23 protein-coding genes are annotated in these 26,791 nt (G+C 64.9%); 10 read left to right on the forward strand and 13 right to left on the reverse strand.

Annotation, left to right across the window (positions count from 1 at the left end):
• Positions 1-65: 65 nt before the first annotated feature.
• Positions 66-1,469: an FAD-binding oxidoreductase gene (locus D7S86_RS18155; protein WP_121088276.1), complete on the reverse strand. Its 1,404-nt coding sequence runs from the start codon at positions 1,467-1,469 to the stop codon at positions 66-68.
• A gap of 246 nt (positions 1,470-1,715) precedes the next feature.
• Here D7S86_RS18155 and D7S86_RS18160 point away from each other — a divergent pair, with 246 nt between their 5' ends.
• The 6 genes from D7S86_RS18160 (at position 1,716) to D7S86_RS18185 (ending at position 7,501) form a co-directional block, all read left to right on the forward strand.
• Positions 1,716-2,363 carry a glucose-6-phosphate isomerase gene (locus tag D7S86_RS18160; protein ID WP_121088277.1) on the forward strand — a complete coding sequence of 216 codons (648 nt, stop codon included), beginning with the start codon at positions 1,716-1,718 and terminating at the stop codon, positions 2,361-2,363.
• Entirely contained in the window at positions 2,360-3,361 is a 1,002-nt protein-coding gene (locus D7S86_RS18165) for a shikimate dehydrogenase family protein (RefSeq protein ID WP_121088278.1), read from the forward strand. The genes D7S86_RS18160 and D7S86_RS18165 overlap by 4 nt, the downstream gene beginning before the upstream one ends.
• 37 nt (positions 3,362-3,398) lie before the next feature.
• On the forward strand, positions 3,399-4,172 hold the full coding sequence (locus D7S86_RS18170; protein ID WP_121088279.1) for an SDR family NAD(P)-dependent oxidoreductase: 774 nt from the start codon (positions 3,399-3,401) through the stop codon (positions 4,170-4,172).
• 2 nt (positions 4,173-4,174) lie between these two features.
• Complete coding sequence (locus D7S86_RS18175) at positions 4,175-5,146, forward strand: MBL fold metallo-hydrolase (protein ID WP_121088280.1); 972 nt, start codon at positions 4,175-4,177, stop codon at positions 5,144-5,146.
• 157 nt (positions 5,147-5,303) lie between these two features.
• Positions 5,304-6,806: a xylulokinase gene (locus D7S86_RS18180; protein ID WP_121088281.1), complete on the forward strand. Its 1,503-nt coding sequence runs from the start codon at positions 5,304-5,306 to the stop codon at positions 6,804-6,806.
• Entirely contained in the window at positions 6,803-7,501 is a 699-nt protein-coding gene (locus tag D7S86_RS18185; protein ID WP_121088282.1) for an HAD family hydrolase, read from the forward strand. The genes D7S86_RS18180 and D7S86_RS18185 overlap by 4 nt, the downstream gene beginning before the upstream one ends.
• A gap of 136 nt (positions 7,502-7,637) precedes the next feature.
• On the opposite strand, the gene D7S86_RS18190 is transcribed toward D7S86_RS18185, so the two are convergent.
• The 12 genes from D7S86_RS18190 to D7S86_RS18250 all read right to left on the reverse strand — a co-directional run bounded on the left by D7S86_RS18190 (position 7,638) and on the right by D7S86_RS18250 (position 20,972).
• Positions 7,638-8,450, reverse strand: a complete 813-nt coding sequence (locus tag D7S86_RS18190; protein WP_121088283.1) for an aldo/keto reductase — start codon at positions 8,448-8,450, stop codon at positions 7,638-7,640.
• A gap of 108 nt (positions 8,451-8,558) precedes the next feature.
• Positions 8,559-9,536 carry a sugar ABC transporter substrate-binding protein gene (locus D7S86_RS18195; RefSeq protein WP_121088284.1) on the reverse strand — a complete coding sequence of 326 codons (978 nt, stop codon included), beginning with the start codon at positions 9,534-9,536 and terminating at the stop codon, positions 8,559-8,561.
• 415 nt (positions 9,537-9,951) lie between these two features.
• Positions 9,952-10,962 (reverse strand): LacI family DNA-binding transcriptional regulator, encoded by a 1,011-nt coding sequence (locus D7S86_RS18200; protein WP_121088285.1) that lies wholly within the window; start codon positions 10,960-10,962, stop codon positions 9,952-9,954.
• Positions 10,963-11,196: 234 nt separating this feature from the next.
• Entirely contained in the window at positions 11,197-11,958 is a 762-nt protein-coding gene (locus tag D7S86_RS18205) for an SDR family oxidoreductase (RefSeq protein WP_240648261.1), read from the reverse strand.
• Between the two features lies 1 nt (position 11,959).
• On the reverse strand, positions 11,960-12,976 hold the full coding sequence (locus D7S86_RS18210; protein WP_121088287.1) for an NAD(P)H-quinone oxidoreductase: 1,017 nt from the start codon (positions 12,974-12,976) through the stop codon (positions 11,960-11,962).
• 201 nt (positions 12,977-13,177) lie between these two features.
• Positions 13,178-13,744 (reverse strand): 2,4'-dihydroxyacetophenone dioxygenase family protein, encoded by a 567-nt coding sequence (locus D7S86_RS18220; protein ID WP_121088380.1) that lies wholly within the window; start codon positions 13,742-13,744, stop codon positions 13,178-13,180.
• 232 nt (positions 13,745-13,976) lie between these two features.
• Entirely contained in the window at positions 13,977-14,681 is a 705-nt protein-coding gene (locus D7S86_RS18225) for an ABC transporter ATP-binding protein (RefSeq protein ID WP_121088289.1), read from the reverse strand.
• On the reverse strand, positions 14,665-16,449 hold the full coding sequence (locus tag D7S86_RS18230) for a branched-chain amino acid ABC transporter ATP-binding protein/permease (RefSeq protein WP_121088290.1): 1,785 nt from the start codon (positions 16,447-16,449) through the stop codon (positions 14,665-14,667). Before D7S86_RS18230 ends, D7S86_RS18225 begins: the two co-directional genes overlap by 17 nt.
• A 10-nt stretch (positions 16,450-16,459) precedes the next feature.
• Entirely contained in the window at positions 16,460-17,332 is an 873-nt protein-coding gene (locus tag D7S86_RS18235) for a branched-chain amino acid ABC transporter permease (protein ID WP_121088381.1), read from the reverse strand.
• A 221-nt stretch (positions 17,333-17,553) separates the two neighbouring features.
• Complete coding sequence (locus tag D7S86_RS18240) at positions 17,554-18,765, reverse strand: ABC transporter substrate-binding protein (protein WP_121088291.1); 1,212 nt, start codon at positions 18,763-18,765, stop codon at positions 17,554-17,556.
• 286 nt (positions 18,766-19,051) lie between these two features.
• Complete coding sequence (locus D7S86_RS18245) at positions 19,052-19,720, reverse strand: type 1 glutamine amidotransferase domain-containing protein (RefSeq protein ID WP_121088292.1); 669 nt, start codon at positions 19,718-19,720, stop codon at positions 19,052-19,054.
• 142 nt (positions 19,721-19,862) lie between these two features.
• Complete coding sequence (locus D7S86_RS18250) at positions 19,863-20,972, reverse strand: alkene reductase (RefSeq protein WP_121088293.1); 1,110 nt, start codon at positions 20,970-20,972, stop codon at positions 19,863-19,865.
• Between the two features lie 144 nt (positions 20,973-21,116).
• Between D7S86_RS18250 and D7S86_RS18255 the strand changes: the two genes are divergently transcribed.
• The 4 genes from D7S86_RS18255 to D7S86_RS18270 all read left to right on the forward strand — a co-directional run bounded on the left by D7S86_RS18255 (position 21,117) and on the right by D7S86_RS18270 (position 26,730).
• On the forward strand, positions 21,117-22,019 hold the full coding sequence (locus D7S86_RS18255) for a LysR family transcriptional regulator (RefSeq protein ID WP_121088294.1): 903 nt from the start codon (positions 21,117-21,119) through the stop codon (positions 22,017-22,019).
• 137 nt (positions 22,020-22,156) lie between these two features.
• Complete coding sequence (locus tag D7S86_RS18260) at positions 22,157-23,401, forward strand: PepSY-associated TM helix domain-containing protein (RefSeq protein ID WP_121088295.1); 1,245 nt, start codon at positions 22,157-22,159, stop codon at positions 23,399-23,401.
• A gap of 103 nt (positions 23,402-23,504) precedes the next feature.
• A complete protein-coding gene (locus D7S86_RS18265; RefSeq protein ID WP_121088296.1) occupies positions 23,505-24,416 on the forward strand; it encodes an NAD-dependent epimerase/dehydratase family protein in 912 nt (303 codons plus the stop codon).
• A 361-nt stretch (positions 24,417-24,777) separates the two neighbouring features.
• Positions 24,778-26,730 (forward strand): AMP-binding protein, encoded by a 1,953-nt coding sequence (locus D7S86_RS18270; protein WP_240648262.1) that lies wholly within the window; start codon positions 24,778-24,780, stop codon positions 26,728-26,730.
• Positions 26,731-26,791 lie beyond the last annotated feature (61 nt).

Consider the following 26,791-nt stretch of genomic DNA (forward strand, 5'->3'; position numbering starts at 1 on the left):
CATGGTTCCCGTGGCGCAGCGAGCGGCGCCGCACGGGGAGATGGAACGGATCGGCAGCGCGCGGCTCATCGGCTCAGCACCTTGCCCGGGTTCAAGAGGTGCTTCGGATCGAGCGCGTTCTTGATGGCGCGCATGGCCGCGAGTTCCGTCGCGGAGCGCGACAGCGCGAGCACCTTGAGCTTCTTGAGTCCGATGCCGTGCTCGGCCGAGACCGAGCCGCCCATTTCGGCGGTCACGTCATAGACGACGCGCTGGACCTCGGGCGCGACCGTGGGCGCCCAATCGGGCTCCTGGACCACGATGTGCAGATTGCCGTCGCCGAGATGGCCATAGACGAGAATCGTCGCGTTGGGCCAGCGTTCGCGCAGCTTGGCCTCGCAGCGTATCGCGGCCTCGCCGACGTCCGCGATCGAGAAGCTGACGTCGAACGACACGCGTCCGGGGATCAGGCGCGGATATTCGCCGGGCGCGTCGCGGATCGCCCAGAACGCGGCCGCGTCGGCATCGGATGCGGCGAGCGCCGCGTCGACGAGCACGCCGCGTTCGAGCATCTCGGCGAGGAAGTTTTCGAACGCCTCGTTCTGGCTTTCGGGGTCGGCGCCGCTGCTTTCGAGCAGCACGTAGAACGCATGCCGGTCTTCGAGCGGCGCGCGCAATTCGGGCAGGCGTTCGAGCACGAAGTCGTAATAGCCGGGCCACATGACTTCGAACGCGGACACGCCTGCCGGCAGACGGGCCTGGGCTTCATGAAGCAGCGTCGTCACGTCTTCGTAGCGGCCGACGCCGCACCATGCCGTCGACACGACGCGCGGCTTCGGGCGCAGACGCAGCACGACGCGCGTGATGATCGCGAGCGTGCCTTCGCTGCCGATCAGCAAGTCGCGCAGGTCGTAGCCCGTGTTGTTCTTGATCATCTTGCGCAGCCCGCCGACCACGCTGCCGTCGGCGAGCACGGCTTCGACGTCGAGGACCTGGTCGCGCATCATGCCGTACTTGATCACGCGATTGCCGCCCGCGTTCGTCGCGAGATTGCCGCCGATCGTCGCGCTGCCGCGCGCGCCGAGATCGAGCGGAAACATGAATCCGGCCGCGTCGGCGGCTTCCTGCACGATCTGCAGCGGCGTCCCCGCGCGCACGGTCATCGTGGCGCTGACCGTGTCGAGTTCTTCGATGCCGGTCATGCGTTCGAGGCTCAGCGCGACTTCGCCGCCGAGCATGCATGCGCCACCCGCAAGGCCGGTCAGGCCGCCTTGCGCGACGACGGGCTGGTTGTGTTCATCACAGATGCGCAGCGCCGTCGCGACGTGCTCGGTCGTGCGCGGGCGCACGAGCGCGATCGGGTCGGCGCTCGGCGTACGGCTCCAGTCCGCGTGCTTCCGACCCTCGAACTCGGCAGGCAGCGCGACCACGTCGGCGCCGAGCGACTCGCGCAACGCCCGCACGACCGCGTGCGTGAATGTGTCCTGCATGATTCGTCTCCAGATCTTGCTCGATGTCCGCGGCAATGCGTCCGCGATGCGGTGCGACGCATGACACGGCTCAGCCGCTATCGTTAGTGTGTATCTCTAAAACGATAGTAACACTATCATTGTTGTGAGATGTATTCGAGCTATCCCCGTGAAAACCCGCACAATGACTGCGAGTCAATCGACTAGAACGTTATCTAAGTTAACGTTAGTATCGGTCCATTCAATCGAAACCGGAGATCAAGTTTCATGAAATGGCCTGAACCCTGCTCGTTCGACGTGGACCTCGGAACCGGGCTCATGACCGGCACGCAGACCCGTTATCAAAAGCGTCTCGAGGATCTCGACGGCCTCTATGCGGACAGCACTGCGTTTCGCGCGCGCGTGGCAACGTCGGGCCAGGACGTGGTCTACGACGTGACGGATCATCGGCCGAGCAGCGCGCCCGGCGATCTGATCACGGGCGTGACGCGGATGAGCCCGGGCAAGATCGGCGACGAATACTTCATGACGCGCGGCCATATCCACGCGAACATCGACCGGCCGGAGCTCTATTTCGGGCTCAAGGGCAACGGGCTGATGGTCATGGAAGCGCCCGACGGCGAGACGCGCATCGTCGAGATCCGCGCGAATACGGTCTGCTATGTGCCGCCGCGCTGGATCCATCGCTCGGTCAATCTCGGCAACGGCGACTTCGTGATGCTGTTCTGTTATCCCGCGGACTCGGGGCAGGACTACGCGATCATCGAGAAGTCGAACGGCATGAAACTGCGGATCCTCGACGACGGCAACGGCGGATGGCGCAGCGTTGAAAACCCGGCGTATATCGCGCGCTCGCGCGCGGATGTCGACGCGTTGCTCGCTTCGGCCGGGCGGGTGGAGGGTGTCGCACCATGACGCAGAACACGCATTCCACGCATGGCACACGCTACGCGGCGGCTCAGCGCCCCACGTTCTACTTCATCGGCGTGACCACCGCGCAAAGCTCGATCATGCGCGTCTTTCCGGCATGGGCGCGGCATCTCGGTCTTGGCGACGTCGAGATCAAGGGCATCGACTTCAAGCCGCATTCGCCCGCTGAAGACTATCGCGAAGTCGTGCGATTCCTGCGCGACGACCCGTTGTCGCTCGGCGCGCTCGTGACCACCCACAAGATCGATCTGTACGGCGCGTGCCGCGATCTGTTCGACGTCATCGACTCGCATGCGCGCGTGATGGGCGAAACGAGTTGCCTGTCGAAGGATCAGGGCAAGTTCGTCTGCCATGCAAAGGACCCGATCACATCGGGACTCGCGCTCGACGGCTTTCTACCCGACGATCATTTCGCGCGCACGGGCGCCGAAGTGTTCTCGATGGGCGCGGGCGGCTCGACGATCGCATTGTCGTGGCATCTGATGCAGAAAAGCCGCGGTGCGAACCGTCCGTCGAAGATCATCGTGTCGAATCGGTCGGCCGCGCGTCTCGAGGAAATCGAGCGCATTCATCGCGAGCTCGATCTCGGCGTGCCGTGTGAATATGTGATCGCGCCGCGCGCGGAAGACAACGACGCGGTGCTCGCGCGCCTGTCGCCGGGCGCGGTCGTGATCAATGCGACGGGTCTCGGCAAGGACGCGCCGGGTTCGCCGCTCAGCGATGCGGCCGTGTTCCCCGAAAAGGCGATCGTCTGGGATCTCAACTATCGCGGCGACCTCGTGTTCCTCGATCAGGCGCGCGTGCAGCAGGCCGCGCGGCGTTTGCAGATCGAAGACGGCTGGACCTATTTCATCTATGGCTGGACGCGCGTGATCGCCGAGGTGTTCCACGTCGATATTCCGTCGCGCGGCGCGGCCTTCGACCGGATCTGCGAGATCGCCGCCGAGGCGGGCAAACCCGCGCCGGCGCGTACGAACGCTTGACGTCGACCCGAACCCCTTACGACTGAAGGACGCAGCGATGTATCTAGAACGTTTCAGGCTCGACAACAAGGTCGCCGTGGTCACGGGCGCGGCGCGCGGCATCGGATATGCGATCGCCGAGGCGCTCGCCGAGGCCGGCGCGCGCGTCGTGCTGACCGATATGAATCAGACGTGGCTCGACGAAGCCGTGGCGAAGCTCGCGGCGAGCGGTGCGCGCGTCGAGGGGGCATTGCTCGACGTCACCGATTCGAGCGCCGCGCAACGCGTCAATGATGCGGTCGTCGCGCGGCATGGGCGCGTCGACGTGCTCGTCAATAACGCGGGCATCGCGATCTCGAATCATCCGGCCGAGACGATGTCCGACGAAGTTTGGAACAAGGTCGTCGATGTGAACCTCAACGGCGTGTTTTGGGCATGCCGTGCGTTCGGCAAGGGAATGCTCGAGCGCGGTGCGGGCAGCATCGTCAATGTCGGCTCGATGTCGGGATTGATCGTCAACCGCCCGCAGGAGCAGGCCAACTACAACGCGTCGAAGGCCGGCGTTCATCACCTGACGCGCTCGCTCGCGGCCGAGTGGGGCGCGCGCGGCGTGCGCGTCAACGCCGTCGCGCCGACCTATATCGACACCGAGATGAACCGTTACGTCTACGAGAATGCCGAGATGTACCGGCACTGGGTCGGCGGAACGCCGATGAACCGGCTGGGCCGGGTCGATGAGGTCGCCTCGGTCGCGCTGTTTCTCGCGAGCGACGCCGCGAGCCTCATGACGGGCTCGATCGTGCTCGTCGACGGCGGCTACGTCTGCTGGTGATCATGGCGACCGTGGCCTCCGAATCGAGCGAGGGCGTCGGCGTGCGGCTCGATGTCGAGTCGTTCGACGAACCCCTCGCGACACGGCTCGCGCGCCGGTCCGCACGCGTGGAAGCTGACGCGGGTACGGACGCGGATGCCGATGTGGGCACCGACGCGAGTACCGGCGCGGTCCGGCTCTACTGGCTCGGACAAGCGGGCTTCGTGATCGACAGCGGCCCGCTGCGCATGCTCGTGGACCCGTATCTGTCCGATACGCTCGCGCACAAGTATCGCGGCACGCACTATCCGCACACACGCATGATGGGCGCGCCGCTCGCGCCGCGGGATCTCGATCGTCTCGATCTCGTGTTGTGCACGCATCGACATACCGACCACATGGACCCGGGCACCTTGCAGCCGCTTGCCGAGCGTTTTCCCGCGCTGCGGTTCGTCGTGCCCGCCGCGACGATCGACGAGGCGATCGCGCGATGCGGCGTGGGCATCGATCGTCTCGTCGCGGTCAATGCGGGCGAATGCGTCGAGGTGATCGACGGCTGTGTCGTGTCGCCGATCGCGTCGGCCCATGAAACGCTCGACTGCGATGCGCAAGGCCGTTATCCGTGGCTCGGCTATGTGATCGAAACGGGCGGCGTACGGATCTATCACTCGGGCGACGGGATTCCTTATCCGGCGCTTGCCGAGGCGGTCGCGGCGCGGCGGCCCGATATCGCGTTGCTGCCCGTCAACGGCCGCGACGCAGCGCGCAGCGGAAACGGCGTGCCGGGCAATTTCACGCTCGACGAGGCCGTTTCGCTCGCGCGCGATGCGCGGGTGCCCAATATGATCGCGCACCACTACGGACTGTTCGATTTCAATACCGTCGAGCCCGAGATCATCGACGATCGCATCGCCGCCGAACGCGGCGCGCTGCATCTGTATCGCGCGCAGACACAGGTCGCATGGCGTGCCGTGCGGGCCGGGGCGTCGCGCTGACCGCGCGTCGCCGCCGTCGAACACGACATGGATGACGTCGACGATGTGAACCACGCCGGTACGGCGTGTGCCGATTGACGCCGTCGTTCGCACGCGGCATCGTGCTCGGAGCATCGGTGTTCCGCTTACCTCGCAACGAAGCAAAACGATGACAAACATGGAGACGTACTATCTGGCGATCGATGTCGGCACGGGCAGCGTGCGTGCCGCGCTCGTCGATACGAAGGGGGCGATTCGCGGGATCGCCGCGCGCGAGCACGAGCAGATCGTGCCGCGTTACGGCTGGTCGGAGCAACGTCCGGCCGACTGGTGGGACGGCGCGGTCGCCGCGATTCGCGAGGTGCTCGATCGCGTCCCCGATGCGGCCGCGCGCATTGCCGCGATATGCGCATGCGGTCAAATGCACGGCACGGTCCTCGTCGATGCCGACGGCAGACTGACGCGCGACACGGCGCCGCTCTGGAACGACAAACGCACGTTCGCGCAGGTCGAGACGTTTCGCGCGCGGCACGCGCCCGAGTCGTATCTCGACAAGACCGCGAATCCCGCGACGCCGGCATGGCCCGGCTTCAAGCTTCAATGGATCCGCGAGCACGATCCCGATGCTTATGCGCGCGCGACGACGGTGTTCATGCCGAAGGACTATGTGAACTTCCGGCTCACGGGCGCGCGCGCATGCGACTGGAACGACGCATCGACATCGTTCCTGATGGATCCGGCCACGCGGTCGTGGTCGAACGCGATGCTCGACTTGCTCGACCTCGACGGCCGCAAACTGCCCGAGATCCGCGCGCCGCTCGACGTGCTCGGCAGCGTGACCGCTCGCGCGGCGGCGGAGACGGGGCTACGCGAGGGGACGCCGGTGCTCGTCGGCGGCGCGGATTATCCCGTCTCGGTGCTCGGTTCGGGCGTTTATGCGCCGGGGCTCGCGTCGGATATCACGGGGACGTCGTCGATCATCACCGTGATCGCCGATACGCCGATGCTGCACCCCGAGGTCTCGAATCTCGCGACCTGCGAAGGTCATTGGGGCCGCTTCATGCTGCTCGATTCGGGCGGCGACGCCATGCGGTGGGCGCGGCGCGCGTTCCATGAGAACGCGGTCTCGTACGATGCGGTCGCGCAGAAGGCGGCGACCGCGCCGGTCGGCTCGGCGGGATTGTTTTTTCTGCCTTATTTGACGGGTGAACGGCTCGGCGAACACACGAACTCGCGCGCGCAGTTTTTCGGCATCACGGCTCAGCACGGCGTCGGCCATCTGCATCGCGCGGTGCTCGAAGGCGTCGCGTTCGGCGTGCGCCGCCATATCGCGCTGATCGACGACGGCGCGCGCATCGAGCGCCTCGTGGCCGCGAGCGGCGGCGCAAAGGCCGCGCTCTGGCTCGATATCAAGGCCAGCATGTATCGCACGCCGATCCTGGTGCCGGCCGAAGTCGAGTGCGGCGTCATCGGGTGTGCGGTGCTTGCGGCCACGGCGATGGGACAATTCGCGCGGCTCGGCGACGCGGTCAACGCATTCGTTCGATTCGAACGCGAGGTGCAGCCCGATCCCTATGCGAGCGACGTCTACGACCGCATGATGCCGCTGTTCGAACGACTCTACGTGAGCGCGCAGCAGTTCTACGACGATCTCGACCGGCTCGCCGCGCAGACCTCATGACATCGATTCCGTTCACGAATGTCGGGGCTATCTTCTGGGATATGGACGGCACGCTTGCCGATAGCGAACCCTTGCATCTGCGCTCGCTGATCGATGCGCTTGCGCATCACGGCATCGAAGCGGACGAGACCTTGCATCCGTTGATTCTCGGCAAGACGGGACGCGAGGTGCATGCGCTGTGCCGCGAGCGCTTCGGCATACGCGTCGACTATGCGGAGTGGGCGCGCTTTCGCGCGCGCTGTTATCTCGTCGCGTCGCGATCGCTCGTGCCGCGCGAGGGCGCACTCGACGTGTATGGCGCGGCGCGCGAAGCCGGTCTGCGTCAGGCTATCGTGTCCAATGCGTCGCGCATGCTGCTCGAAGCGAATCTGCGCGCGCTCGGCATCGAGGATCCGCAACTCGTCAGCGTCAGCGTGAACGACGTGCGCCGAGGCAAGCCGGACCCCGAGCCCTATGTGCGCGCCGCATGGCTGCTCGGCGTCGACGCGCGCGAGGTCGTCGTGGTCGAGGACAGTCCGACCGGCGTGCAGGCGGCCGTCGCCGCGGGCATGCGCGTGATCGCATGGGCGCCCGACGGGACGGATGCCGCGTCGTTCGACGCGTCGGCCCATGTCGTGTATTCGGCCGCCGCGCTTGCGCACGCGCTGGGTCTCGACATCCGGTCTCGTGAATCGACGTCGTTGCGCCGCTTGTGATCGTCCCCCTGTGATCGTCATGCAGGGTCGTCACGTGGCGTCGTCACGTGGGCTCATCATTCAAACAAGCGGCCCGTGAGACCCTCGGTGATCCGAAGGCGTCACGGGCCGTGTGACACGACAGGAAGCAGCGCGCTCAGACGCGCGCCCAATTCCACGGAGCGAACGGCGGATTCGCATTACGCGCGCCGCAATCGAGCGCATCGATCGCGGCGAGTTCGGCTTCGCTGAGCTGGACGTTCAACGCGTTGAGATTCGCGCGTTGATGGTCGCGGCTGCGCGACGCCGTGAGCACGATGATGCCGCGCGCGAGCAGCCACGCGCAGGCGATCTGCGCGGGGCTCACGCGGTGATGGTCCGCGATGCGCCGGATGGTCGGATCGTCATGCACGCGCCCTTCGGCGAGCGGCATATACGCCGTGACCTTGACGCCGAGTTCGTGCGTGGCTTCGACATCGGCGCGATTCGCGAAGAACGGATTGACCTCGATCTGATTCGTGACGATCGCATCGCCGCCGGGTACCGACATCGCCTCTTCGAGCAACGGCGCCGTGAAGTTCGACACCCCGTAGTGACGAATCAGGCCGCGCTCGACGGCTTCCTGAAGCGCGCCGATCGTTTCGCGCACGGGCACGCCATCGGGCGAAGGCCAATGGATCAGGGCGACGTCGATGGTGCCGACGTCGAGCCGCGCATGACTTTGCGTGAGGCTGGCGAGCACCTCGTCATGGCGCAGACAGTCGAACCACACCTTGGTCACCAGGCAGATTTCGTCGCGCGCGACACCGCTCGCGCGAATGCCCGCGCCGACGGCGGCTTCGTTGTCGTAGTGCGTCGCCGTATCGATGTGCCGATAGCCGAGTTCGAGCGCCGACTTGACCGACGCCGTCGTGACGTCGGGCGCAACGCGAAAAGTCCCGAGACCCAGGGACGGAATGACTTGCTTCAAGATTCAACTCCTCGATTGCTTCGTGTGCCGCGACGGATCGGTGCGCCGCCACGGCGTTTCATGCGTGAAAAGCGAAGGCACGCGGCATGAAGCCGCGTGCCGTGCGCTTTAGAAAATCGCCTTCGGGTTGTAGAACTGGTCGACGTTGCTCTTGTTGATGACCGACGGCGGCGTGTACGTGATCTTCGGCAGCGTTTGCGCCTGGCCTTGCGCGGCCTTGAAGCCGATATCGACGGCCGTGCGCGCGACGAGCGCCGGATTGTTCAGCGCGGTCGCGCCGTACTTGCCGTCCTTGATCAGCGCAAGCGCTTCCTTCTGACCGTCGGCCGCCGCGATGAGCGTGATGCCTTGACGGTTCGCGCTCTCGATCGCACGCCGTGCGCCGAGCACCATGCTGTCGTTTTCGCCGAGCACGACGTTGATGTCCTTGTTCGCGACGAGCAGGTCTTCCATGGCCTTCAGACCGCCTTCGTCGGTCCAGCCGCCCCAGCCCTGGCCGACGACCTGGACGTTGATCTTGCCGGTCTTCGCGAGCTGCGTTTCCATGATCCCTTCGAGCACGCCGTCACGACGTTCCTTGCCCACCGGATTGCCCTTGTCGCCCGAGATCAGCGCGATCTTCAGCGGCTTGTCGCCCATCTGATCGACGAGCCATTGGCCGACGAGCGCGCCGTTGTCGCGGTTCGACGACTGCACGAGCGTCAGGTACTTGGCCTTCTGATCGAGCGACGCGTCCATGACCACGACCTTCACGCCCGCGGCCGTCGCGGCGTTGACCGATGCGACGAGGCCTTCGGGATCGGCGGGATCGATGACGAGCACCTTGATGCCGCGCGTGACGAGGTCTTCGACGTCGGAGATCTGCTTCTGCATCTTGCCCTGCGCGTCGGCGACGATCGGTTCGCCGCCGAGTTCGATGACGCGCTGCTTCGCGGATTCCATGGCGGCCGAGAAATACGGCGCGTTGAGCACCTTCATCGAAATGCCGACCTTGATCTTTTCCTGTGCGAACGCGGCGCCCGAGGCGACGACGCTCGCGGCGACGAGGGTGAACGTGATGACCGACTTCCAGGTTTGACGCGCCATGATGGTTCCGTATTTGTTATGGCCCGGTGACGGGGCAAGAGACCGGCGGCGATCGGGATATCGCGACCGGGGCAAGGGCGGGCGCCGATCGGTCGGTGCTCACCATATTCGTAAAGCATGCACGCATCGTATCGTTAGTTTTACTATTGCTTTATAGGTGTTTACTCGCAAAAAAATCCGGGATTCCTCGCGTCAGTCGGCAATTAACGTTGTTAAAGTAAACGTTAGCCGTATAAAAAAACACGCGTGGCGTATCGACCGCAACGCGTTGATTCGCAACGCATTCGAAGTGCGGGTTCAGGGCATCGGAGGGGAGGGCGGCGCGCGATCGCGCGCCTTCGATCTTCAGGGAACTGTGATCAACGCGGTAACGTATGGAGTCGATCGATCGTCGACGACACGCATCGAATGAGGATCAGAGACGACCGAGACTGTCGCGCATGACGACCGGCGCATCGAGGACCATTTCGTCTTGCGCGGGCCGCGCTTCGACGAGCGCCAGCACGTGACGCGCCGATCGCGCGCCGATTTCGAACGAGGGCACGTGGACCGTGGTCAATGGCGGATGCGTGATGTTCGCGAGCTCGATGTCGTCGAAGCCCGTTACCGATAACTGGCCGGGCACGTCGATGCCTTGCGTGCGGCATTCGTCGAGCACGCCGATCGCCTGCAGATCGGTGCCGCAGATGACGACGCTCGGCCGCGCGCCGCGTTCGAGCAGCGTGCGCAGCGCATGACGTCCGCCTTCGAACGAGAACGGCACTTCGAGCATCCATTCGGGACGCAATGCGATGCCCGATTCGGCGAGCGCCTTACGTGTTCCCGCGACCCGTGCGCGTGCTCGCTCGTTGCCTTCCATCGCGCCGCCGCACAGCGCAATGTCGGTATGGCCGTGTTCGACCACGCGCTTGGCGAGACGATAGGCCGCATCGAAATTCGAAAAGCCGACGCAATGGGGATAGTGCGTGTTGTCGACGGACCAGGTCAGCACATAGGGCAACGCATATTGGTGAACGAGGTCGAGCACGGCCGGCGGATGATCGGTGCCGACGAGAATGAGCCCGTCGACGCCGCGCTCGACGATCGCGCGCGCGGCGTCGATTTCGCGGTCGGCCTTGTATTCGTGGCTCGCGATCAGCAATTGGTATCCATGGGCCCAGAGCGTCTGCTGCAGGGCCTGGATCGAGTCCGCGTAAATCGGGTTGTTCAGCGTCGGATAGAGGGCCGCGATCGTGCGCGTCTTGCGCGAGGCGAGCGCCTGCGCCGCGCCGTTTCGGACATAGCCGAGTTGTTCGACGGCGCGCTGGACGCTTTCGAGTGTCTGCGGTTTGACCTGGTCCGGCACGGACAGCGCGCGCGAAGCGCTGCCGAGCGAAACGCCCGCGAGACGCGCGACATCGGCAAGCGTGGCGCGTGCGGCTTTCATCGGGATCCCGCCGGAGCGTGGGACGTGCGGAACCGTCTCGGCTCATCACGAAGATCGACGGCGATCGGCAAACTCTTCAAGGGTTCCATCTCGGCGAACGCAGTCTGTTTTGCGCGTTATTGTACAAGCCTCGCGCCGGCCGGCGGTCCGCCGGCTCGCCGAGCCCCGAGCACGCCGTGACGAAGCGCGCGCGGGACCGCGCGGCGTCGTACCGTGCCGCTCGGGGCGCGCCGTTCAGGTCATGAGCCATCCGCCGGCCACGTCCACGACTTGCCCGGTCACGAACGATGCCGCTTGCGACGTCAGGAACACGCACGCGGTGGCCACTTCGTCGGGATCGCCGAGACGCCGCAACGGCGTTTCGTCGACGACCTTCGCATTGGCGGCGGGCGGCGCGCCGCGCATCAAGGGCGTATCGATACGACCCGGCGCGAGCGCGTTGACCGTGATGCCGTATGGTCCCAGCTCGCCCGCGAGATGCCGGGTGAAGCCGATGAGCGCCGCTTTCGTCGCGCTGTAGTGCGCCGCGACGATATCGAGGTAGGCCTTGCCCGCGACCGACGACATCGACACGATGCGGCCGAAGCGGCGCTCGACCATGCCGGGCGTCAGAATGCGGCAGAAGTTGAATGCGCTATGCAGATTCACGTCGACGACGTGGCGCCATTCGCTTTCGTCCATCTGCCAGATCGGCTTGGGCTTGCCCGCGTGTTTGGGCGAGATGCCCGCGTTGTTGATCAGCGTATCGATCGGACCGAAGCGCGCCTCGACGGCGCGGCACGCGGCTTCCGATGCGGCATAGTCGCTGACGTCCGCCGGCGCGGCGCACACCTGGAGGCCCGCATCGGACAACCGCTTGGCGAGCGCCGCGCTCGTGTCGGCATTCAGATCGACGATGCCCACGCGCGCGCCGTCGCGCGCGTACCGCTCGACGATCGCGGCGCCGATCCCGCCGCTGCCCCCCGTTACCACGACGACGCGTTGTTCGTGTTGCACGTTAGAGTTCTCCGACGTTGAGGACGATCTTGCCGATATGCGCGCTCGACTCCATGAGCGCATGCGCGGCGCGGACCTCCGCGAGCGGCAGCACGCGGTGAATGACGGGCCGCGCACGGCCGGCTTCGAGCCAGGGCCACACGGTGTGTTCGAGCGAGGCGGCAATCGCGGCTTTCTGCTCGGTCGAGCGCGCGCGCAGCGTCGAGCCCGTGATCGTCAAGCGGCGCAGCATGATCGGCGTCGCATCGATATCGAGGCGGCTGCCTTCGAGGAACGCGATCTGCACGAGGCGTCCTTCGAGCGCGAGCGACTGGATATTGCGGGGCATATAGCTGCCGCCGACCATATCGAGAATCAGGTTGACGCCTTCGTTGTTCGTCAGCGACTTGACCGCCGCGACGAAGTCCTCGTCGCGATAGTGGATCGCGCGTTCGGCGCCCGCGGCGAGACATGCCTGTGCCTTCTCGTGATTGCCCACGGTCGTGAAGACGCGCGCGCCGAGTTCGTGCGCGAGCTGGATCGCGGTCAGACCGATTCCGCTCGATCCGCCGTGCACGAGAAACGTTTCTCCGGCCTGCAGACGGCCGCGTTCGAACACATTGGTCCAGACCGTGAAATAGGTCTCGGGCAGGGCCGCGGCTTCGAGCAGCGACATCCCGTTGGGAACGGGCAGGCAATGCGTCGCATGCGTGACGCAATACTGCGCATAGCCGCCGCCGGGCACGAGCGCGCAGACGGCGTCGCCGACGCGCCAGCGTGTCGCGCCTTCGCCGAGCGCGACGATATGGCCCGAGACTTCGAGGCCGAGATACGGCGAGGCGCCGGGCGGCGGCGGATACGATCCGCTGCGCTGAAGCACGTCGGGACGGTTGACGCCGGCGTAGGCGACTTCGATCAGCACTTCGCCGGGCCCGGGCGTCGGCCGAGCGCGCGATGCGAGGTGCATGCAGTCGGGCGAACCGCCGGTGCCGTGGTCGATGAAGGCCGTCGTCGAATGGGCGAGTGCGCTATCGTTCATGAGTTCGATTGGGTAAGCGACGCACCGACCGGACACGGTCGTGTGCGAGAGGTGAAAAATTGTCCGCGTATCGCATGCACGAATCCGAGATCCGGCATGCGCACGCGCGTGGTCGTGCGAGCATGGCCGACCTCGGACCGAGGGCGCGATCGCGTGATTGCGCCTTCGGGCCGCATATCGAGCGCGCCCGCGTTCATCGAATCATCGGACCAGCGCTTCGAGGCGATCGCGCGGCAGGCCGATCGACTCATAGTGCTTGCGTGTCGCCTCGATCTTCGTGAACACGTCTTCGTAGCCTTGCGCGACACCGTGCGGATCGACATACGTATAGCCGCCCGTGACGTAGAACCACGTGATCATCTCCTCGACGTCTTCCGGCACGTACAGCGTGTGCGTCTCGCCTGCGGGCTCGAAGGCATAGCTGCCTTGCTCGGCGACCCAGTCGTGTTCGAGGTAGTACCAGCGGCCCTTGAGCACCATCGCATGCACGGCGCCCGTATGACGATGCCGCGAAATGACGCCGCTCTTGCGCACGCGCAGCAGATTCACGTAGTAGCCCTGGCTTGCGCTGAGGATCAAGGGCTTGAACGATACGTTCGCCGTCGCCGGGACCCACAACGCGTCGTCCGCGAGCCAGTCCGACATCACGCCGGGATGCACGATGTCCTTCGACATGAAGGGCACCTGCGGCAATTGATAAGGCACGGCCTGTTCGTCGGGTCGCACGGCCGATTCGCGCGAAGAGGACGGCGTGGTGGTCGCTTGCATGAACATCTCCCTGAAAAGAGTGAGTGAGTCAGTGCCGGAGCGGTTGCGTGGGGGACAAGGTCGCCTCCGTCGCGATGCCGCTATCCGGCGCAGTGTTTGAAATCGATGAGCGGACGCGGTCGATGCGTGAGGCGCAGGTGCGCAGCGCGTGTGTCTCGTGCTTGCGTTCGACGTACGCGTCCGATGCACGTCGAACGTCGCGGGACCGGTTCGTGTCGTTCATGCCGCTTGCCTAGTGGCCCAGATACGCGCGGCGCACATGCGGACTGTCGAGCAATTCCGCGCCCGTGCCGCTCAGCGTCACGGTGCCGTTCTCGAGGACATATCCGCGATCGGCGAGCTTCAGCGTATGGAACACGTTCTGTTCGACGAGCAGCACGGTGACGCCGCTCTGCGCCACGCGCCGCACGACGTCGAACATCTGCTCGACGAGCAACGGAGACAGGCCCAGCGAAGGCTCGTCGAAGATCAGCAGCCGGGGCGCGGACATCATGCCGCGCGCGATCGCGACCATCTGCTGTTCGCCGCCCGACAGCGAGCCCGCGCGCTGGGCGAGGCGTTCGCGCACGCGCGGAAACAGCGTGAGCACGTCTTCGAGACGCTCGCGCCGTTGCGCACGCGCGCTGTGCTTGAACGCACCCATAAGCAGGTTTTCCTCGACGGTGAGGAATGGAAAGAGCTGGCGTCCTTCGGGAATCATCGTGATGCCGCGCGCCACGATCGCGTGGGGCGCGAGATTCGCGATGGGTTCGCCGTCGAATTCGATGCTGCCGTCACGCGCGCGCACGATGCCGCAGAGCGTCTTGAGCGTCGTGGTCTTGCCCGCGCCGTTCGCGCCGATGACCGTGACGATTTCGCCTTCGCCGACGTCGAGCGACACGTCGCGCAAGACTTCGCTTTTGCCGTAGCCGGCCGATACGTTACGCAGCTTGAGCATCGCGATACCCCGTGCCGAGATAGGCTTCGATGACTTGCGGATCGTTGACCACGTCGGACGGCGTACCGTCGCGCAGCATGCGCCCCGCGTTGATGACGATGATTCGATCCGAGAGCGCCATCGTCGCTTGCATCATGTGTTCGATCATCAGGACCGCGACGCCCGCGTCGCGGATGCGGCGCACCATCTCGATGGCGCGCGCGATATCCGCGGGGTTGAGGCCGGCCATGACTTCGTCGAGCAGCAAGACGGTCGGGCGCGTTGCGAGGGCGCGCGCGACTTCGAGCCGCTTCATGCCGCCCACCGTCAGGCTTCGCGCTTCGACGTCGAGCAGGGCGGTGAGGTCCGTGAGTACCGCGACTTCGCGCGCGACCGCTTCGGCCTGCTCACGCGAGGCCGTATGCATGAAGGCGCCTAGCATGATGTTTTCGAGGACCGAGAGACCCGCGAACGGCTGGGCGATCTGAAACGTTCGCCCGACGCCGTGCCGCGCGAATTCATCGGGCCGATGCGGGAGGGCCCACGAGCCGTCGGCGAGCCTGACCTTGACGGCGCCCGTGTCCGGGTGAATGAAGCCCGACAACTGATTGAAGACGGTCGTCTTGCCCGCGCCGTTCGGGCCGATCACGCCGAGAATCTCGCCGGCATGCAGCGTCAGCGATACATCGTCGGTCGCCACGAGTCCGCCGAAACGCTTGTGCAGATGCTCGGCGACGAGGATCGGCGTGCCGCGTTCGACGGGCACGGCCTTCAGGGCGATGTCGGCGACGGCGGGCGCCTCGCGTCGCGCGCCGGGCAGACGATCGATGATGCGCACCACGGCCGCGCCGAGGTGGCCGACGAGACCGCGCGGGATGAACAGCACGACGAGCACGAGCACGACGCCATAGACGAAGCCATGTGTGCCGTTGCCGAACGCGCTGAGCCAGCCGCGCGCGAGTTCGGCGGCGGGCAACACGAGCACCGTGCCCGCGATCGGCCCCGCGACGCTGCCGAGGCCGCCGATCAACGCGAACATCGCGACCTGGATCGACAAATCGAGCGAGAACGCGGACGACGGATCGATGAAGGTCAGGTACATCGCGTGGAACGAACCGATCAGGCTCGTGAGCATGGCGGACACGATCGCCGCCGCGATCTTGACCGCGACCGCGTTGACGCCGACGGCGCGCGCGGCATCTTCGCGCTCGCGCACGGCGATCAGATAGAAACCGAAGCGCGAGCGGCGGATCAGCCACGAGATCCAGAGCGTGAACACGAGAAAGCCGAAAGCCACGAGCATATAGGCCCACTTCTCGCGCATGATCATCCACTTGAGCCCGATATTGAGCGGCACGTTCTGCCCAGACGAACCGCCGGTCCAGCTCTCTTCATGGATCGTCAGTAGGCGGCAGACTTCGAGAAACGCGATCGTGGCGAGTGCGAAGAACGGTCCGCGCAGGCGCAGCGTCGGATAGGCGATGATGATCGCCGCCACCGCGGACACGGCCGCGCCCGCAAACATGCCGATCCACGGCGAAATGCCGAACTGCGCGACCAGCAACGTCGCGACGTAGCCGCCGATGCCGTAGAACACGGCATGCCCGAGCGAAAGCTGGCCCGCGAAGCCCCCTACGATGTTCCATGCGGTGGCCAGCGCGCCGAACACGCAGACCTCGACCGCGAGGTGATAGACGAATGACGATTGAAACGCGAACGGTACGACGATCAGCGCGAGCAAGGCGAGCAGGCCGACATAACCGCGCGGGTGTGTGAGGTTCGGCAACATGGCGCCGCTCCTATTCCGATCCGCGACCCAGACCGAACAAGCCGGTCGGACGCAGCATGAGGATCAGCAGGAAGAGCGCGAAGTACACGACTTCCTTGAGATCGGGAGAAATGTAATAGCCGGCGAAACTGTCGATCAGGCCGATGATCGCGGAGCCGACGAGCGCGCCGGCGAGGCTGCCGAGACCGCCGAGCACGACGATCACGAAGGCCGTCAGCACGAAATACTGTCCGACCGTGGGAAACACCGGGTATTGCACGGCGAGCAGACAGGCGGCGATCCCCACGAGCGCGGATCCGAGGCCGAACGCGAGCACGTAGGTGTTGTTCACGTTGACGCCCATCAGCGATGCCGCATAACGATGTTGGGACACCGCGCGAAACGCGCGCCCCGCATACGTGTGGTGGACGAACAGGTGAAAGCCGCCCGCGACGACGAGGGCCGTGACGAACGTGACGAGCTGGCCGCTCACGACGTTGATGCCGCCGAACTGAAGGTGTTCGGTGCCGACGCTCACATCGATCGGATGCACGTCGGCGCCGAAGATCATCAACGCGAGGTTCATCAACGCGGTCGATATGCCGACCGTGGCGAAGATCTGAATATGGGCATCGGCCTGCAGCAAGCGCTGGATGACGAAGCGCTGGATCAAGGCGCCGATCGCGAAGAGCAGCAATGCGACGGGAAGCGCGGACAGATACGGGTGCAGACCGAGATGGGACGACAGCATCCATGTCGCGTACAAGCCGACCATCAGCAGCTCGCCATGCGCGAAATTGACGACGCGTACCACTCCGAAAATCATCGTGAGCCCGATGCTGATGATCGCGTAGGCGCCACCGAGCAAGAGGCCGTTGATGAGTAGCTGCAGGGCAATCGACATGTGAGGAATCCTGTCTTTGACGTGTGCCGACGTCGAGATGCGTGCAGGGCGGGGCGATTGGGCATCGATCTCGCACCGTGCGGCGTGAGAAATCGACGCGCATCCGCCGTGTTGCCTGCGTTCGCGCGAATCGATCGTCGACGTCGTCGGCCGACGATCGATGTTCACGCGCCAAACGACTTCACGACTTCACGACGTCGGGGAAGCGGCGCCGTCAAGCGTCAATGCGCGGGCGCGATGGCTTTGGCCGTGGCGAGCGCATCGGGATAGATCGTGACGAGCTTGCCGTCCTGCCACTGCATGACGTTGGTCGTCGCGAGCTCGTTCTGTCCGTTGTCGGCGAACTTGAAGCCCCAACCTGTCGCGGTCGAACCTTCGGGCTTCTGATAGGCGAGCACCGCGGCGCGGACCTTGTCCTTGTCGGTCGAGTGCGCGTTCGCGAGGATGTCGAGGAACGCCTTCACGCCGACGTAGGCAGCCAGGCTATGGCCCGAACGCGGCGCGTTGCCGTATTTCTTCTCGTATGCGGCGACGAAGGCGGACAGACCCGGTGCGCCCTTGTCGTTCATCGACGTTTGCGGGAAGTCGATATCGAAGGTGCCGTTCATGGCCGGGCCGATTGCCTTGGCCGTGTCCGCGAGCGAGTAACCGCCGCCCGCGCCGATTACGGCCTTCGGCTTGAACCCGGCCTGCGCCGCTTGCCGGAAGAACAGGATCGCATCGTTCTGATAGGCGGTCTGCAGCACGACGTCGACGTCGGCGCCCTTGAGCCGCAGGATCAGCGCGGACAGATCGACGCTCTTGGCCGAGTACGGCAGCACTTGCACGACGTTCAAGCCGAGCTTCTGCGCGCCTTCTTTCTGGAAGCCGCTCACGAGCGTCCCGTAGGGACCGTCTTCGGAGATGATCGCGATTTTCAGCGACTTCGGATCGACCTTGAGCTCGGGCGCGACGATGTGAACGACGGCGTCGAGCGATCGTTCAGCGAAATTCTTTGCGGTGGCGTTGCTGCGGAATACGTACTTGAAGCCGCGGCTCGTGATCGTGTCCGCGACCGCGCCGAGTTCGAAGAAGGGCACGCCCGCGAGTTCCGTGACCTGGGTGCCGCCCGTCGCGATGGCCGACGAATACGAGCCGAACACGGCCGCGACGTTTTCGACCGACGTCAATCGGCGTGCTTCGCCGACGGCCTGATTCGCGTCGACGGCATCGGCTTTCACGAGGACGACTTTGTCGCCATTGACGCCGCCTGCTGCGTTGCGTTCTTCGACGGCGAGTTCGACGCCGCGATAGCTCTCATCGCCGAGTAGCGCGAGTCCTCCGCTGAACGGGAACAGCGCACCGATCTTCAGATCGGCCGCGTGCGCGGCATTCACTGTGAATGCGGAAAGGCACGCGAGCGCGAGCAGCGCGCGTCTGGCAGTCCATGACATGGGGTTGTCTCCTAGTTTTTAGTGCCGTCTTCAATTGGGGAAGGATTTGAAGCGTTTCATTTTGTATGTAAAAAGAAGCGAAAAATCCATCTTTCAACTGTAATAGTGCGGTACTTCTCTGTTTTGAAGCGCTTCAAATGTAGGTCGAACATCGGGTGATGGTCAACCTAGGGTTTCTGCGGTGTCGAGACAGGGCGCGACGACAATGCCGTGCGCGGTACGGCCTGTCGACCGCCCGCTTGCGCGCGTCGTCATCGACCGATGCGACCCGCCTCGATGCCTTCTGTTACTGAAGCAGGTCACGGATGGCTTCGCCCACGCCGGTGGCCGATTGCGGATTCTGGCCGGTCACGAGATGACCATCGACCGAGACCGCGCGTGTCCAGTCCGCGCCGGGCTGCATAGCGGCGCCGCGCTGCGCGAGCGTGCTCGACAGCAGAAACGGCACGATCTGCGTGAGGCCGACGGCCTCTTCTTCCGAGTCGGTGAACGCGGCGACCTTGCGTCCCTTGACGAGGTAGGTGCCGTCGCTCAACGTCACGTTGACCAACGCGGCGGGGCCGTGACACACGGCGCCCACGATGCCGCCCGCTTCCCAGACCTCGCGGGTTTTCTCATTGACGGCCGCGCTCGTCGGGAAGTCCCACATCGCGCCGTGACCGCCCGCGAAAAAGATCGCGGAGTACGCGCTCGAATCGATGTCGGCCAGTGCCTTCGATTGCGCGATCGATGCGCGGAACGACGCGTCGTTCCAATAGCGCGCGTTGATCGGATCGTCGAGATCGAGGCCGTCGACGGGCGGTTCGCCGCCCTGGATCGACGCGAACTCGACGCGAATGCCGGCTGCGTCGAGCACCGCGAGCGGATGCGTGACTTCGGACAGATAGAAGCCCGTCGGCTTGCCGCTTGCGCCCTTTGTGCCGTGACTGGTCATGACGAAGAGAACAGGTTTCATGGTGATGGCGTCGTGAGAAAAAGGGAGCGTGGAACACACACGGGGTGCGACGAAGCGCGAACGGTCTGGATTGAGCGGTGCGTTCGCGCGGCGCGGGTCCCGGCCGATGTGTGTCGGATCGAGTTGCTGTTCAGGTCGCTGTTCAGGCCGCGGCTTGGCCCGTGTAATGCGGGTAGTCGAGATACCCGCGCGCGTCGCCGCCGTAGTACGTGGCCGGGTCGACTTCGGCGATGGGCCAGCCGTGCCGCAGACGCTCGACGAGATCGGGATTCGCGATATAGGGCGCGCCGAACGCGGCGAGATCGATCGTGCCGCGTTCGACGAGTTGCGTGGCTTTGTCGAAGTCGAGCCCGCCGGCCAGAATCAGCGTACCGCGATAGGCCTCGCGGAATCGTTCGAGAAAGCCTTCGGGCATCGCGGGGGCGCCGCGGCTCGCTTGATCCATGATGTGCACGTACGCAATCTTGCGCGCGCCGAGTTCACGCGCGAGATAGAGAAACGTGTCGGCCTCTCCGTCGAAGTCGCCGAGTTCGTGAAGCCGGCCGAACGGCGAGAGCCGAATGCCGACCCGCTCGCGACCGATCGCCGCGATGCATGCATCGACGACGTCGAGTGCGAAGCGCGCGCGATGCTCGACCGTGTTGCCGCCATAGCGATCGGTTCGGTCGTTGACCGCGCCATTGATGAACTGCTCGACCAGATAGCCGTTCGCGCCGTGAATTTCGACGCCGTCGAAGCCCGCGTCGACGGCACGTCGCGCAGCATTGGCGAAGTCGCCGACGACGCGCGGAATCTCATCGAGCGCGAGTGCGCGCGGCGTGCTTGCAGTCACGAAGGCGGGCTGGCCCGCTTCGTCGTAGCCGAACGCGGCACTGTGGGCCGCTTGCTTCGACGTCGAGCTGACCGGTGCGCCGCCGCCCGGCTGAAGCGATACGTGACTCATGCGGCCGACGTGCCAGATCTGCGTAAAGATCGTGCCGCCCGCGTCGTGGACCGCATCGGTGACATGACGCCATGCCGATACTTGCGCGTCGTTCCACAGACCCGGGCAATCGACGAAGCCGTTGCCTTCGGGGCTGATCGGCGTGCCTTCCGTGACGATCAGGCCCGCGCTCGCGCGTTGCGCGTAGTAGCGCATGGTGTCTTCGGTGGGGATGTTGCCCGGCGCGCGTGCGCGCGTCATCGGGGCCATCACCACGCGGTTTCTCAAGGGGCGGCCCGAGAGGTCGTATGCGTCAAACAATGTCGTCATGTCGCGTCCTGTCCTATGCGATTGCCGCAGCGCCGATCACGCAGACGCCGCTTTTAGACTTCGATTTTGACGCCGGGGGATTGTGCTTCCTAGCCCGTACAATGGAATATCATCTGTGAATCAATTTCAGGAATCCCGGCGAGCATGGACAGTCGAAGCGGCGAGATGCGCGTCTTTACGCGGGTGGTCGAATCCGGCAGCTTTTCGGCGGCGGGCAAGGCGATGCGTTTGACGCCGTCGGCCGTCAGCAAGGTCATCAGCCGGCTTGAGGAGCGGCTCGGCGTATTGCTGTTTCAGCGCTCGACGCGGCATCTCGCGGTGACGGCCGAAGGCCGGCTGTTCTATGACAGTTGCGTGCGCATTCTCGACGATATCGACGAGGCCGAGCAGGGCATTTCCGACGATACGTCCACGCCGCACGGCGCGTTGCGCATCAACGTGTCGATCCCGATGGGCACGCATTACATCGTGCCGCTGATTCCGACGTTCACGGCGCGCTATCCGGGAATTCGCGTCGATTTGTCGCTGACCGACGCCGTCGTCGATCTGCAGCGCGAAAACGTCGATGTCGCGGTTCGCACGGGGCCGCTATCGGACGCGAGTTTTCGCGCGCGCAAACTGGGGTCGACGGGCCGCGCGGTGGTGGCCGCGCCGAGTTATCTCGACGCGCACGGCGTACCGCAGACGCCCGAGGATCTCGTCAAGCACCGGTGTTTCAACTTCAATTTCCGTCGATCGATGGATGAATGGCCGTTCCGGATCGACGGGCGGACGTTTCATTTTCCCGTGCGAGGCGATGTGTTGACGAACAACGGCGCGACGATGCGCCAGTTGACGCTCGCGGGACTCGGCATCAGCCGCCTCGGCTTGTTCCACATCAAGGACGATCTCGCGTCAGGGCGGCTGGTCGAACTGCTGCCCGCATTCAATCCGGGCGATATCGAGGATATCCATGTGATCTTCAGCAGCCAGCGCCATATGACGGCGCGTGTGCGCGTGTTCATCGATTTTCTCGTCGAAATGCTCGAACCGGCGTTGCGCGCATGAGCGCCGGACCGCGGGTTTCGTCTTCACGGCTTGGACTACCGCGTCCGTATTCTGGCAATCCTGACAGCTACGCGCCATCTGGCGGTTGGAGACGATCACGTAGGCTCTGTGAACTTTCGATGTCTTTGTGAACGTTCATGCGTCGTGTCGTCTATCAGTTGCATCTTTGGATCGGGCTTGTTCTCGGTGTCTATTTCGCCTTTTTGGGGTTGACCGGCAGCACGCTGGTCTTCAAGACGGAGATCGAACGCGCGCTCGCGCCCGATCTCTACGAAGTCGCCGTGCCTGCATCGTCCACGCGTGAGCGCATCGATACGCTGCTTGCCGGATTTCAACGTGCGCATCCGGGTGTCACGAGTTTTTCGGCGCGCTTGCCGCAGTCGCCCGACGATGCGCTGATCATCAATTACATTCCGGCCACGCCGCCCGATTGGCACGGCCCCACGATCAATCCGTATTCGCCTGTCGAACCCATGGTCTCGCAAGGACGCCACGATCGGCATGAAGTCTTTATCGATCCTTATACGGGCAGGACGCTCGGCGATCATCTCGTCGGCGGGACGTTCTTTTACGTCGTGCATAACCTGCATGCGCACTTGCTGCTCGAAGGCTACGGCTATGCGTTCCACACGTATGCGGTGCTGATTCTGTTCGTGCTCGTCGTATCGGGGTTGTGGCTCTGGTGGCCGTCGCTCACGCATTTTCGCAAGCAGTTCAAAGCGCGCACACGCATCAAATTCGGCGCGAGCTTCAAACGGATCGTCGTGGATCTGCACAATACGGCCGGCTTTTATGCGTTCGTCGTGTTGCTCGCGATTGTCACGACGGCCACGCTGCATTTCTGGCCCGGACCGGCCGAAGCGATTTTTCTGTCGGTGTCGAAAGGGCTGCATCGCCCGACGTCCGATACCGCGGAATTGACCACGCCATCGTCGGCACGGTGTACGCGAGACGTCGAAGCGGATCGCTATGAACGCGGCGTCGCGCGCGCGCGTTCCGCGGTACCCGGGCTGTCCGCGTTAGGCATCGATATCGATCCCGACACGACGACCGTGCTGCTCGGCGTTCAGGCGGATCATTTCGTTTCGCCTCGCTTGACGAGCGTGACGCTCTGCGGCTTGGACGGTCGCATCGAACAGGTGCAATCGCCGGCTTCGACACCGTTCGATACACGCATCGGAAACTGGGTGATGTTCGTGCACTTCGGGCAGTGGGGGCCCGGTATGGCGTTCTACGCGATCAAGGCGATCTGGTTCCTGACGGGACTCTGCCCGGCCATTCTGTTCGCTTCCGGGTGCACGATGTACGTGACGCGGCAAGGGGCGAAGCGCAAGAAGAAGCGCAGCGACGCGCGCGTGCTCGCCGGCGATCCGGCCGCTTGAGCGAGCGGGGAGGCGAGCAGCGTCGCGAAGTCTTGTTGTCGTAGCGAGAGGAAAAATCGCGGCGGTGCTACTGTGCTGTCGTCCCATTCGCGATTGACATCCCATGCATACGAGCGACATCAAGACGGTTTTCGTCACAGGCATCACGGGTTACATCGGCGGCACGATCGCGGTCCGTCTCAAGCAGCGCGGCTACGCGGTCGTGGGGCTCGCGCGCACGGATGCCGATATCGCGCGGCTTGCCGAGCGCGGCTTCGAATCCATTCAGGGCACGCTGCAGGACGATCGCGCGCTCGAAACGGCGATCGCGTCGTCCGATGCGGTGATTCACACGGCGGACTCCGACGATCCCGCGGTCGTGGACACCTTCGTCTCGCTGCTCAAGGGCACAGGCAAGACGTTCATCTATACGTCGGGCTCGGCCATCGTCGCGAACTGGGACCGGCCCGACACCGCGGACTTCGTCTACACGGAGGAGTTTCCGGTCGACACGGGCACGCTCATGGGGCAGCGCGTGTTGATCAACAACGCGGTGCAACGCGCGGCCCTGCTGAACGTTCGCTCGATCGTGATCGTGCCGAGCATGGTGTACGGCGCCGGACTGCTGCTCAATACGCACAGCAAGCAATTGCCCGAGCTTTTCCGGACCGCGAAGGCGCGCGGCGCGGCCGTGTATGTCGGCAGCGGCGCGCATTGCTGGAGCAATGTGCATGTCGAGGATCTCGCGGATCTCTATGTCGCGGCGCTCGAGAAGGCACGGCCCGGCACGACCTTCTTCGCCGAGAACGGCATCGCGTCGTTCAAGGCGATCGCCGACGCGATACACGCGACGCTCGGCCTCGACGGTCAGGCACAGTCGTTGAGCGCCGCGCAGGCGGCCGAATGCTGGGGCGAGATGATGGCGAATATCGCGTTCGGCTCCAATTGCCGACTCAGCGCCGATAAAGCGCGCGCGGTGCTCGGATGGACGCCTGTCCATACGAATGTGCTCGACGCGATTCGCACGATGCGCTGACATCGCCGCGCGCGTGTTTTTCGCGCCCGCGTCTTCCTTGATTGATCCGAAAGTCCCTGCGAACGCGCTCACGATGTAGCGCGTTTCGCAGCGTCGTCTCCGTCCGTTCCCTCCATCGCCCTTCGTCTCCCCGCGACCCCTCGCTCGATGCCCGAGACGCCGGAGTGATTTCGTCACAGTCGCCGGGCGTCGGCTTATGTCTTCGAGACATTGTGGCCCGCCCCCCGAATTTCTAGACTCGATCGCACATCGAGACGCGCTCGTGCGCGTCGCGCAACACGCACGACGGATGCGGCCGCGAGCGGCACGGCGTTTGAGTCCGCCGCTCATGGTGCGCAGCCCTACCGACAAGGAATGACATTTGGACCCGCTTCGAGACTTTCCGGCGGGCCCGCATCGACACGCGGGCCAGGGCAGTACGTTCACGCGAACCACGCGCACCACGCGCTCCGAGCAGCGGATCCGGGGAATGGCGGACATCGAACGCCTCGAACAGCGTCCCTATGACGAACTCGTCCCCGCGCGCACGATGTACGAGGTTTTTCAGGCCACGGCGTCGCTCTATGGAGACCGCACGGCGCTGACGATGCTGCGCTCGGCTTCGCTCGACGATCCGCCGACCACGTACACGCATGCGCAACTGCTCGCGGAGATCACGCGCGCGGCCAATATGCTTGCGCAGTTCGGCATCGCGGGGGACGGCGTGACGGCGATCCTGGCGCGCACCCACGCGAAGGTGCCGGCACTGATCTGGGGGGCGGAGACGGCCGGTACGGCGAGCTGCATCAACTATCTGCTCGCGCCCGATGTCATCGCCGCGCTACTCGACGCCGAGCGAGCGCGCGTGCTCGTGTGTGCGGGGCCGACGCTCGATGCCGAGCTCTGGGCCAAGGTGCGCGATGTGATTCCGCGCGTCGCGGGATTGCACGCCGTGCTCGTGCTCGGCGGACAGGCCGACCTCGACGATCCTCGCGTGCACGACCTCGACGCGATCATGGATCGCCAACCCGGCGATCGTCTGTGCTTCGACGCCGTGGCCGAGCGTTCCGCGATCGCCGCGCTGTTTCATACCGGGGGCACCACGGGCGTCCCCAAGCTCGTGCCGCAGACGCATCTGAACCAGATCCATGCGGCCTGGTCGCTTGCCCAGATGTTCGATCTGACCGAGCAGGACGTCGCGCTCAATGGGTTTCCGCTGTTTCATGTCGGCGGGACGTCGACGATCGGCATGTCGGTGCTGGCCACCGGCGGTCATGTCGTCATGCTGTCGCCGGCCGGCTTGCGCGATCCGATGATCGTGAACAACATCTGGCGTCTCGTCGAGCGCTATCGCGCGACGTTCATCGGCGGCGTGCCGACCTCGATCGGCGCGATGAGCGACGTGCCGATCGACGGATCCGATGTGTCGACCGTGCGCTTCGCGTTCACGGGCGGCGCGGCGCTGCCGAGCGCGGTCGGACAGCGTTTCGAACAGCGCACGGGCATTCCCCTGCTCGAACAGTACGGCATGACCGAGAGCGTGGCCGCGATCGCCGCCACACCGCTTCATGGGCGGCATGTGCGAGGCAGCGTCGGTCTGCGTGCGCCCTTTTCCGCGATCGACATCATGCAGCGCGGTCCCGACGGCCAATGGAGCGCGTGTCCGGTGGGCGCCGTGGGTTCGGTCGTCGCGCGCGGTCCGCAGATCGTGCACGGCTATCTGAATGCCGACCACAATCGCGGCGCGTTCACGCCGGACGGCGGTTTGATCACGGGCGATCTCGGACGGCTCGACGAGGCGGGCTATCTGTATCTGACGGGGCGCGAGAAGGACCTCATCATCCGAAGCGGCCACAACATCGATCCGCAGGCCATCGAGGAAGTCGCCAATCAGCATCCGGCCGTGGCGGTCAGCGCGGCCGTCGGGATGCCCGACGCGTATGCGGGCGAGCTGCCCGTGATCTTCGTGGCGCTCGCGCCCGGACACAGTGTCGATACCGCGGAACTGCAGAAATTCATCGGCGACCGGATTCCGGAGCCGCCCGCCAAACCGCGTCATCTGTTCGTGCTCGACGCGATACCGGTGACCGGCGTGGGCAAGATCTACAAGCCCGCGTTACGCGACATGGCGTTGGTCTACAAGCTGCGCATGGAAATCGCCGAACTCGGGCAGGCGGTCGAGCTTGTCGATATCGCGGCAAGCAAGGACGGCACCGAAGCGGCCGTGAAACTCAAAGCCGTCAGCCGTGAAGCGCGGAGCCGGTGCGATACGCGGCTCAAGGCCGCGCTCGCCCCCTTGCGCAGCACGGTGAAGGTGGAGTGGGTGGAAGCGTGACACGTCGCGGGCGGGTCGCGCCGCCGCGCCGCGGGTGAAGGAGTCACGGTCCCTCCTCGCG

The sequence above is a fragment of the Pararobbsia silviterrae genome (genome assembly GCF_003628125.1).
GTDB classification, from domain to species: Bacteria; Pseudomonadota; Gammaproteobacteria; order Burkholderiales; family Burkholderiaceae; genus Pararobbsia; species Pararobbsia silviterrae.

Bases quoted from the DNA above. Each gene is read 5' to 3' on its own strand.
- D7S86_RS18155 (WP_121088276.1), bottom strand. From the start codon at position 1,469: ATGCAGGACACATTCACGCACGCGGTCGTGCGGGCGTTGCGCGAGTCG.
- D7S86_RS18160 (WP_121088277.1), top strand. From the start codon at position 1,716: ATGAAATGGCCTGAACCCTGCTCGTTCGACGTGGACCTCGGAACCGGG.
- D7S86_RS18165 (WP_121088278.1), top strand. From the start codon at position 2,360: ATGACGCAGAACACGCATTCCACGCATGGCACACGCTACGCGGCGGCT.
- D7S86_RS18170 (WP_121088279.1), top strand. From the start codon at position 3,399: ATGTATCTAGAACGTTTCAGGCTCGACAACAAGGTCGCCGTGGTCACG.
- D7S86_RS18175 (WP_121088280.1), top strand. From the start codon at position 4,175: ATGGCGACCGTGGCCTCCGAATCGAGCGAGGGCGTCGGCGTGCGGCTC.
- D7S86_RS18180 (WP_121088281.1), top strand. From the start codon at position 5,304: ATGGAGACGTACTATCTGGCGATCGATGTCGGCACGGGCAGCGTGCGT.
- D7S86_RS18185 (WP_121088282.1), top strand. From the start codon at position 6,803: ATGACATCGATTCCGTTCACGAATGTCGGGGCTATCTTCTGGGATATG.
- D7S86_RS18195 (WP_121088284.1), bottom strand. From the start codon at position 9,536: ATGGCGCGTCAAACCTGGAAGTCGGTCATCACGTTCACCCTCGTCGCC.
- D7S86_RS18200 (WP_121088285.1), bottom strand. From the start codon at position 10,962: ATGAAAGCCGCACGCGCCACGCTTGCCGATGTCGCGCGTCTCGCGGGC.
- D7S86_RS18210 (WP_121088287.1), bottom strand. From the start codon at position 12,976: ATGAACGATAGCGCACTCGCCCATTCGACGACGGCCTTCATCGACCAC.
- D7S86_RS18220 (WP_121088380.1), bottom strand. From the start codon at position 13,744: ATGCAAGCGACCACCACGCCGTCCTCTTCGCGCGAATCGGCCGTGCGA.
- D7S86_RS18225 (WP_121088289.1), bottom strand. From the start codon at position 14,681: ATGCTCAAGCTGCGTAACGTATCGGCCGGCTACGGCAAAAGCGAAGTC.
- D7S86_RS18230 (WP_121088290.1), bottom strand. From the start codon at position 16,449: ATGTTGCCGAACCTCACACACCCGCGCGGTTATGTCGGCCTGCTCGCC.
- D7S86_RS18235 (WP_121088381.1), bottom strand. From the start codon at position 17,332: ATGTCGATTGCCCTGCAGCTACTCATCAACGGCCTCTTGCTCGGTGGC.
- D7S86_RS18240 (WP_121088291.1), bottom strand. From the start codon at position 18,765: ATGTCATGGACTGCCAGACGCGCGCTGCTCGCGCTCGCGTGCCTTTCC.
- D7S86_RS18245 (WP_121088292.1), bottom strand. From the start codon at position 19,720: ATGAAACCTGTTCTCTTCGTCATGACCAGTCACGGCACAAAGGGCGCA.
- D7S86_RS18250 (WP_121088293.1), bottom strand. From the start codon at position 20,972: ATGACGACATTGTTTGACGCATACGACCTCTCGGGCCGCCCCTTGAGA.
- D7S86_RS18255 (WP_121088294.1), top strand. From the start codon at position 21,117: ATGGACAGTCGAAGCGGCGAGATGCGCGTCTTTACGCGGGTGGTCGAA.
- D7S86_RS18260 (WP_121088295.1), top strand. From the start codon at position 22,157: ATGCGTCGTGTCGTCTATCAGTTGCATCTTTGGATCGGGCTTGTTCTC.
- D7S86_RS18265 (WP_121088296.1), top strand. From the start codon at position 23,505: ATGCATACGAGCGACATCAAGACGGTTTTCGTCACAGGCATCACGGGT.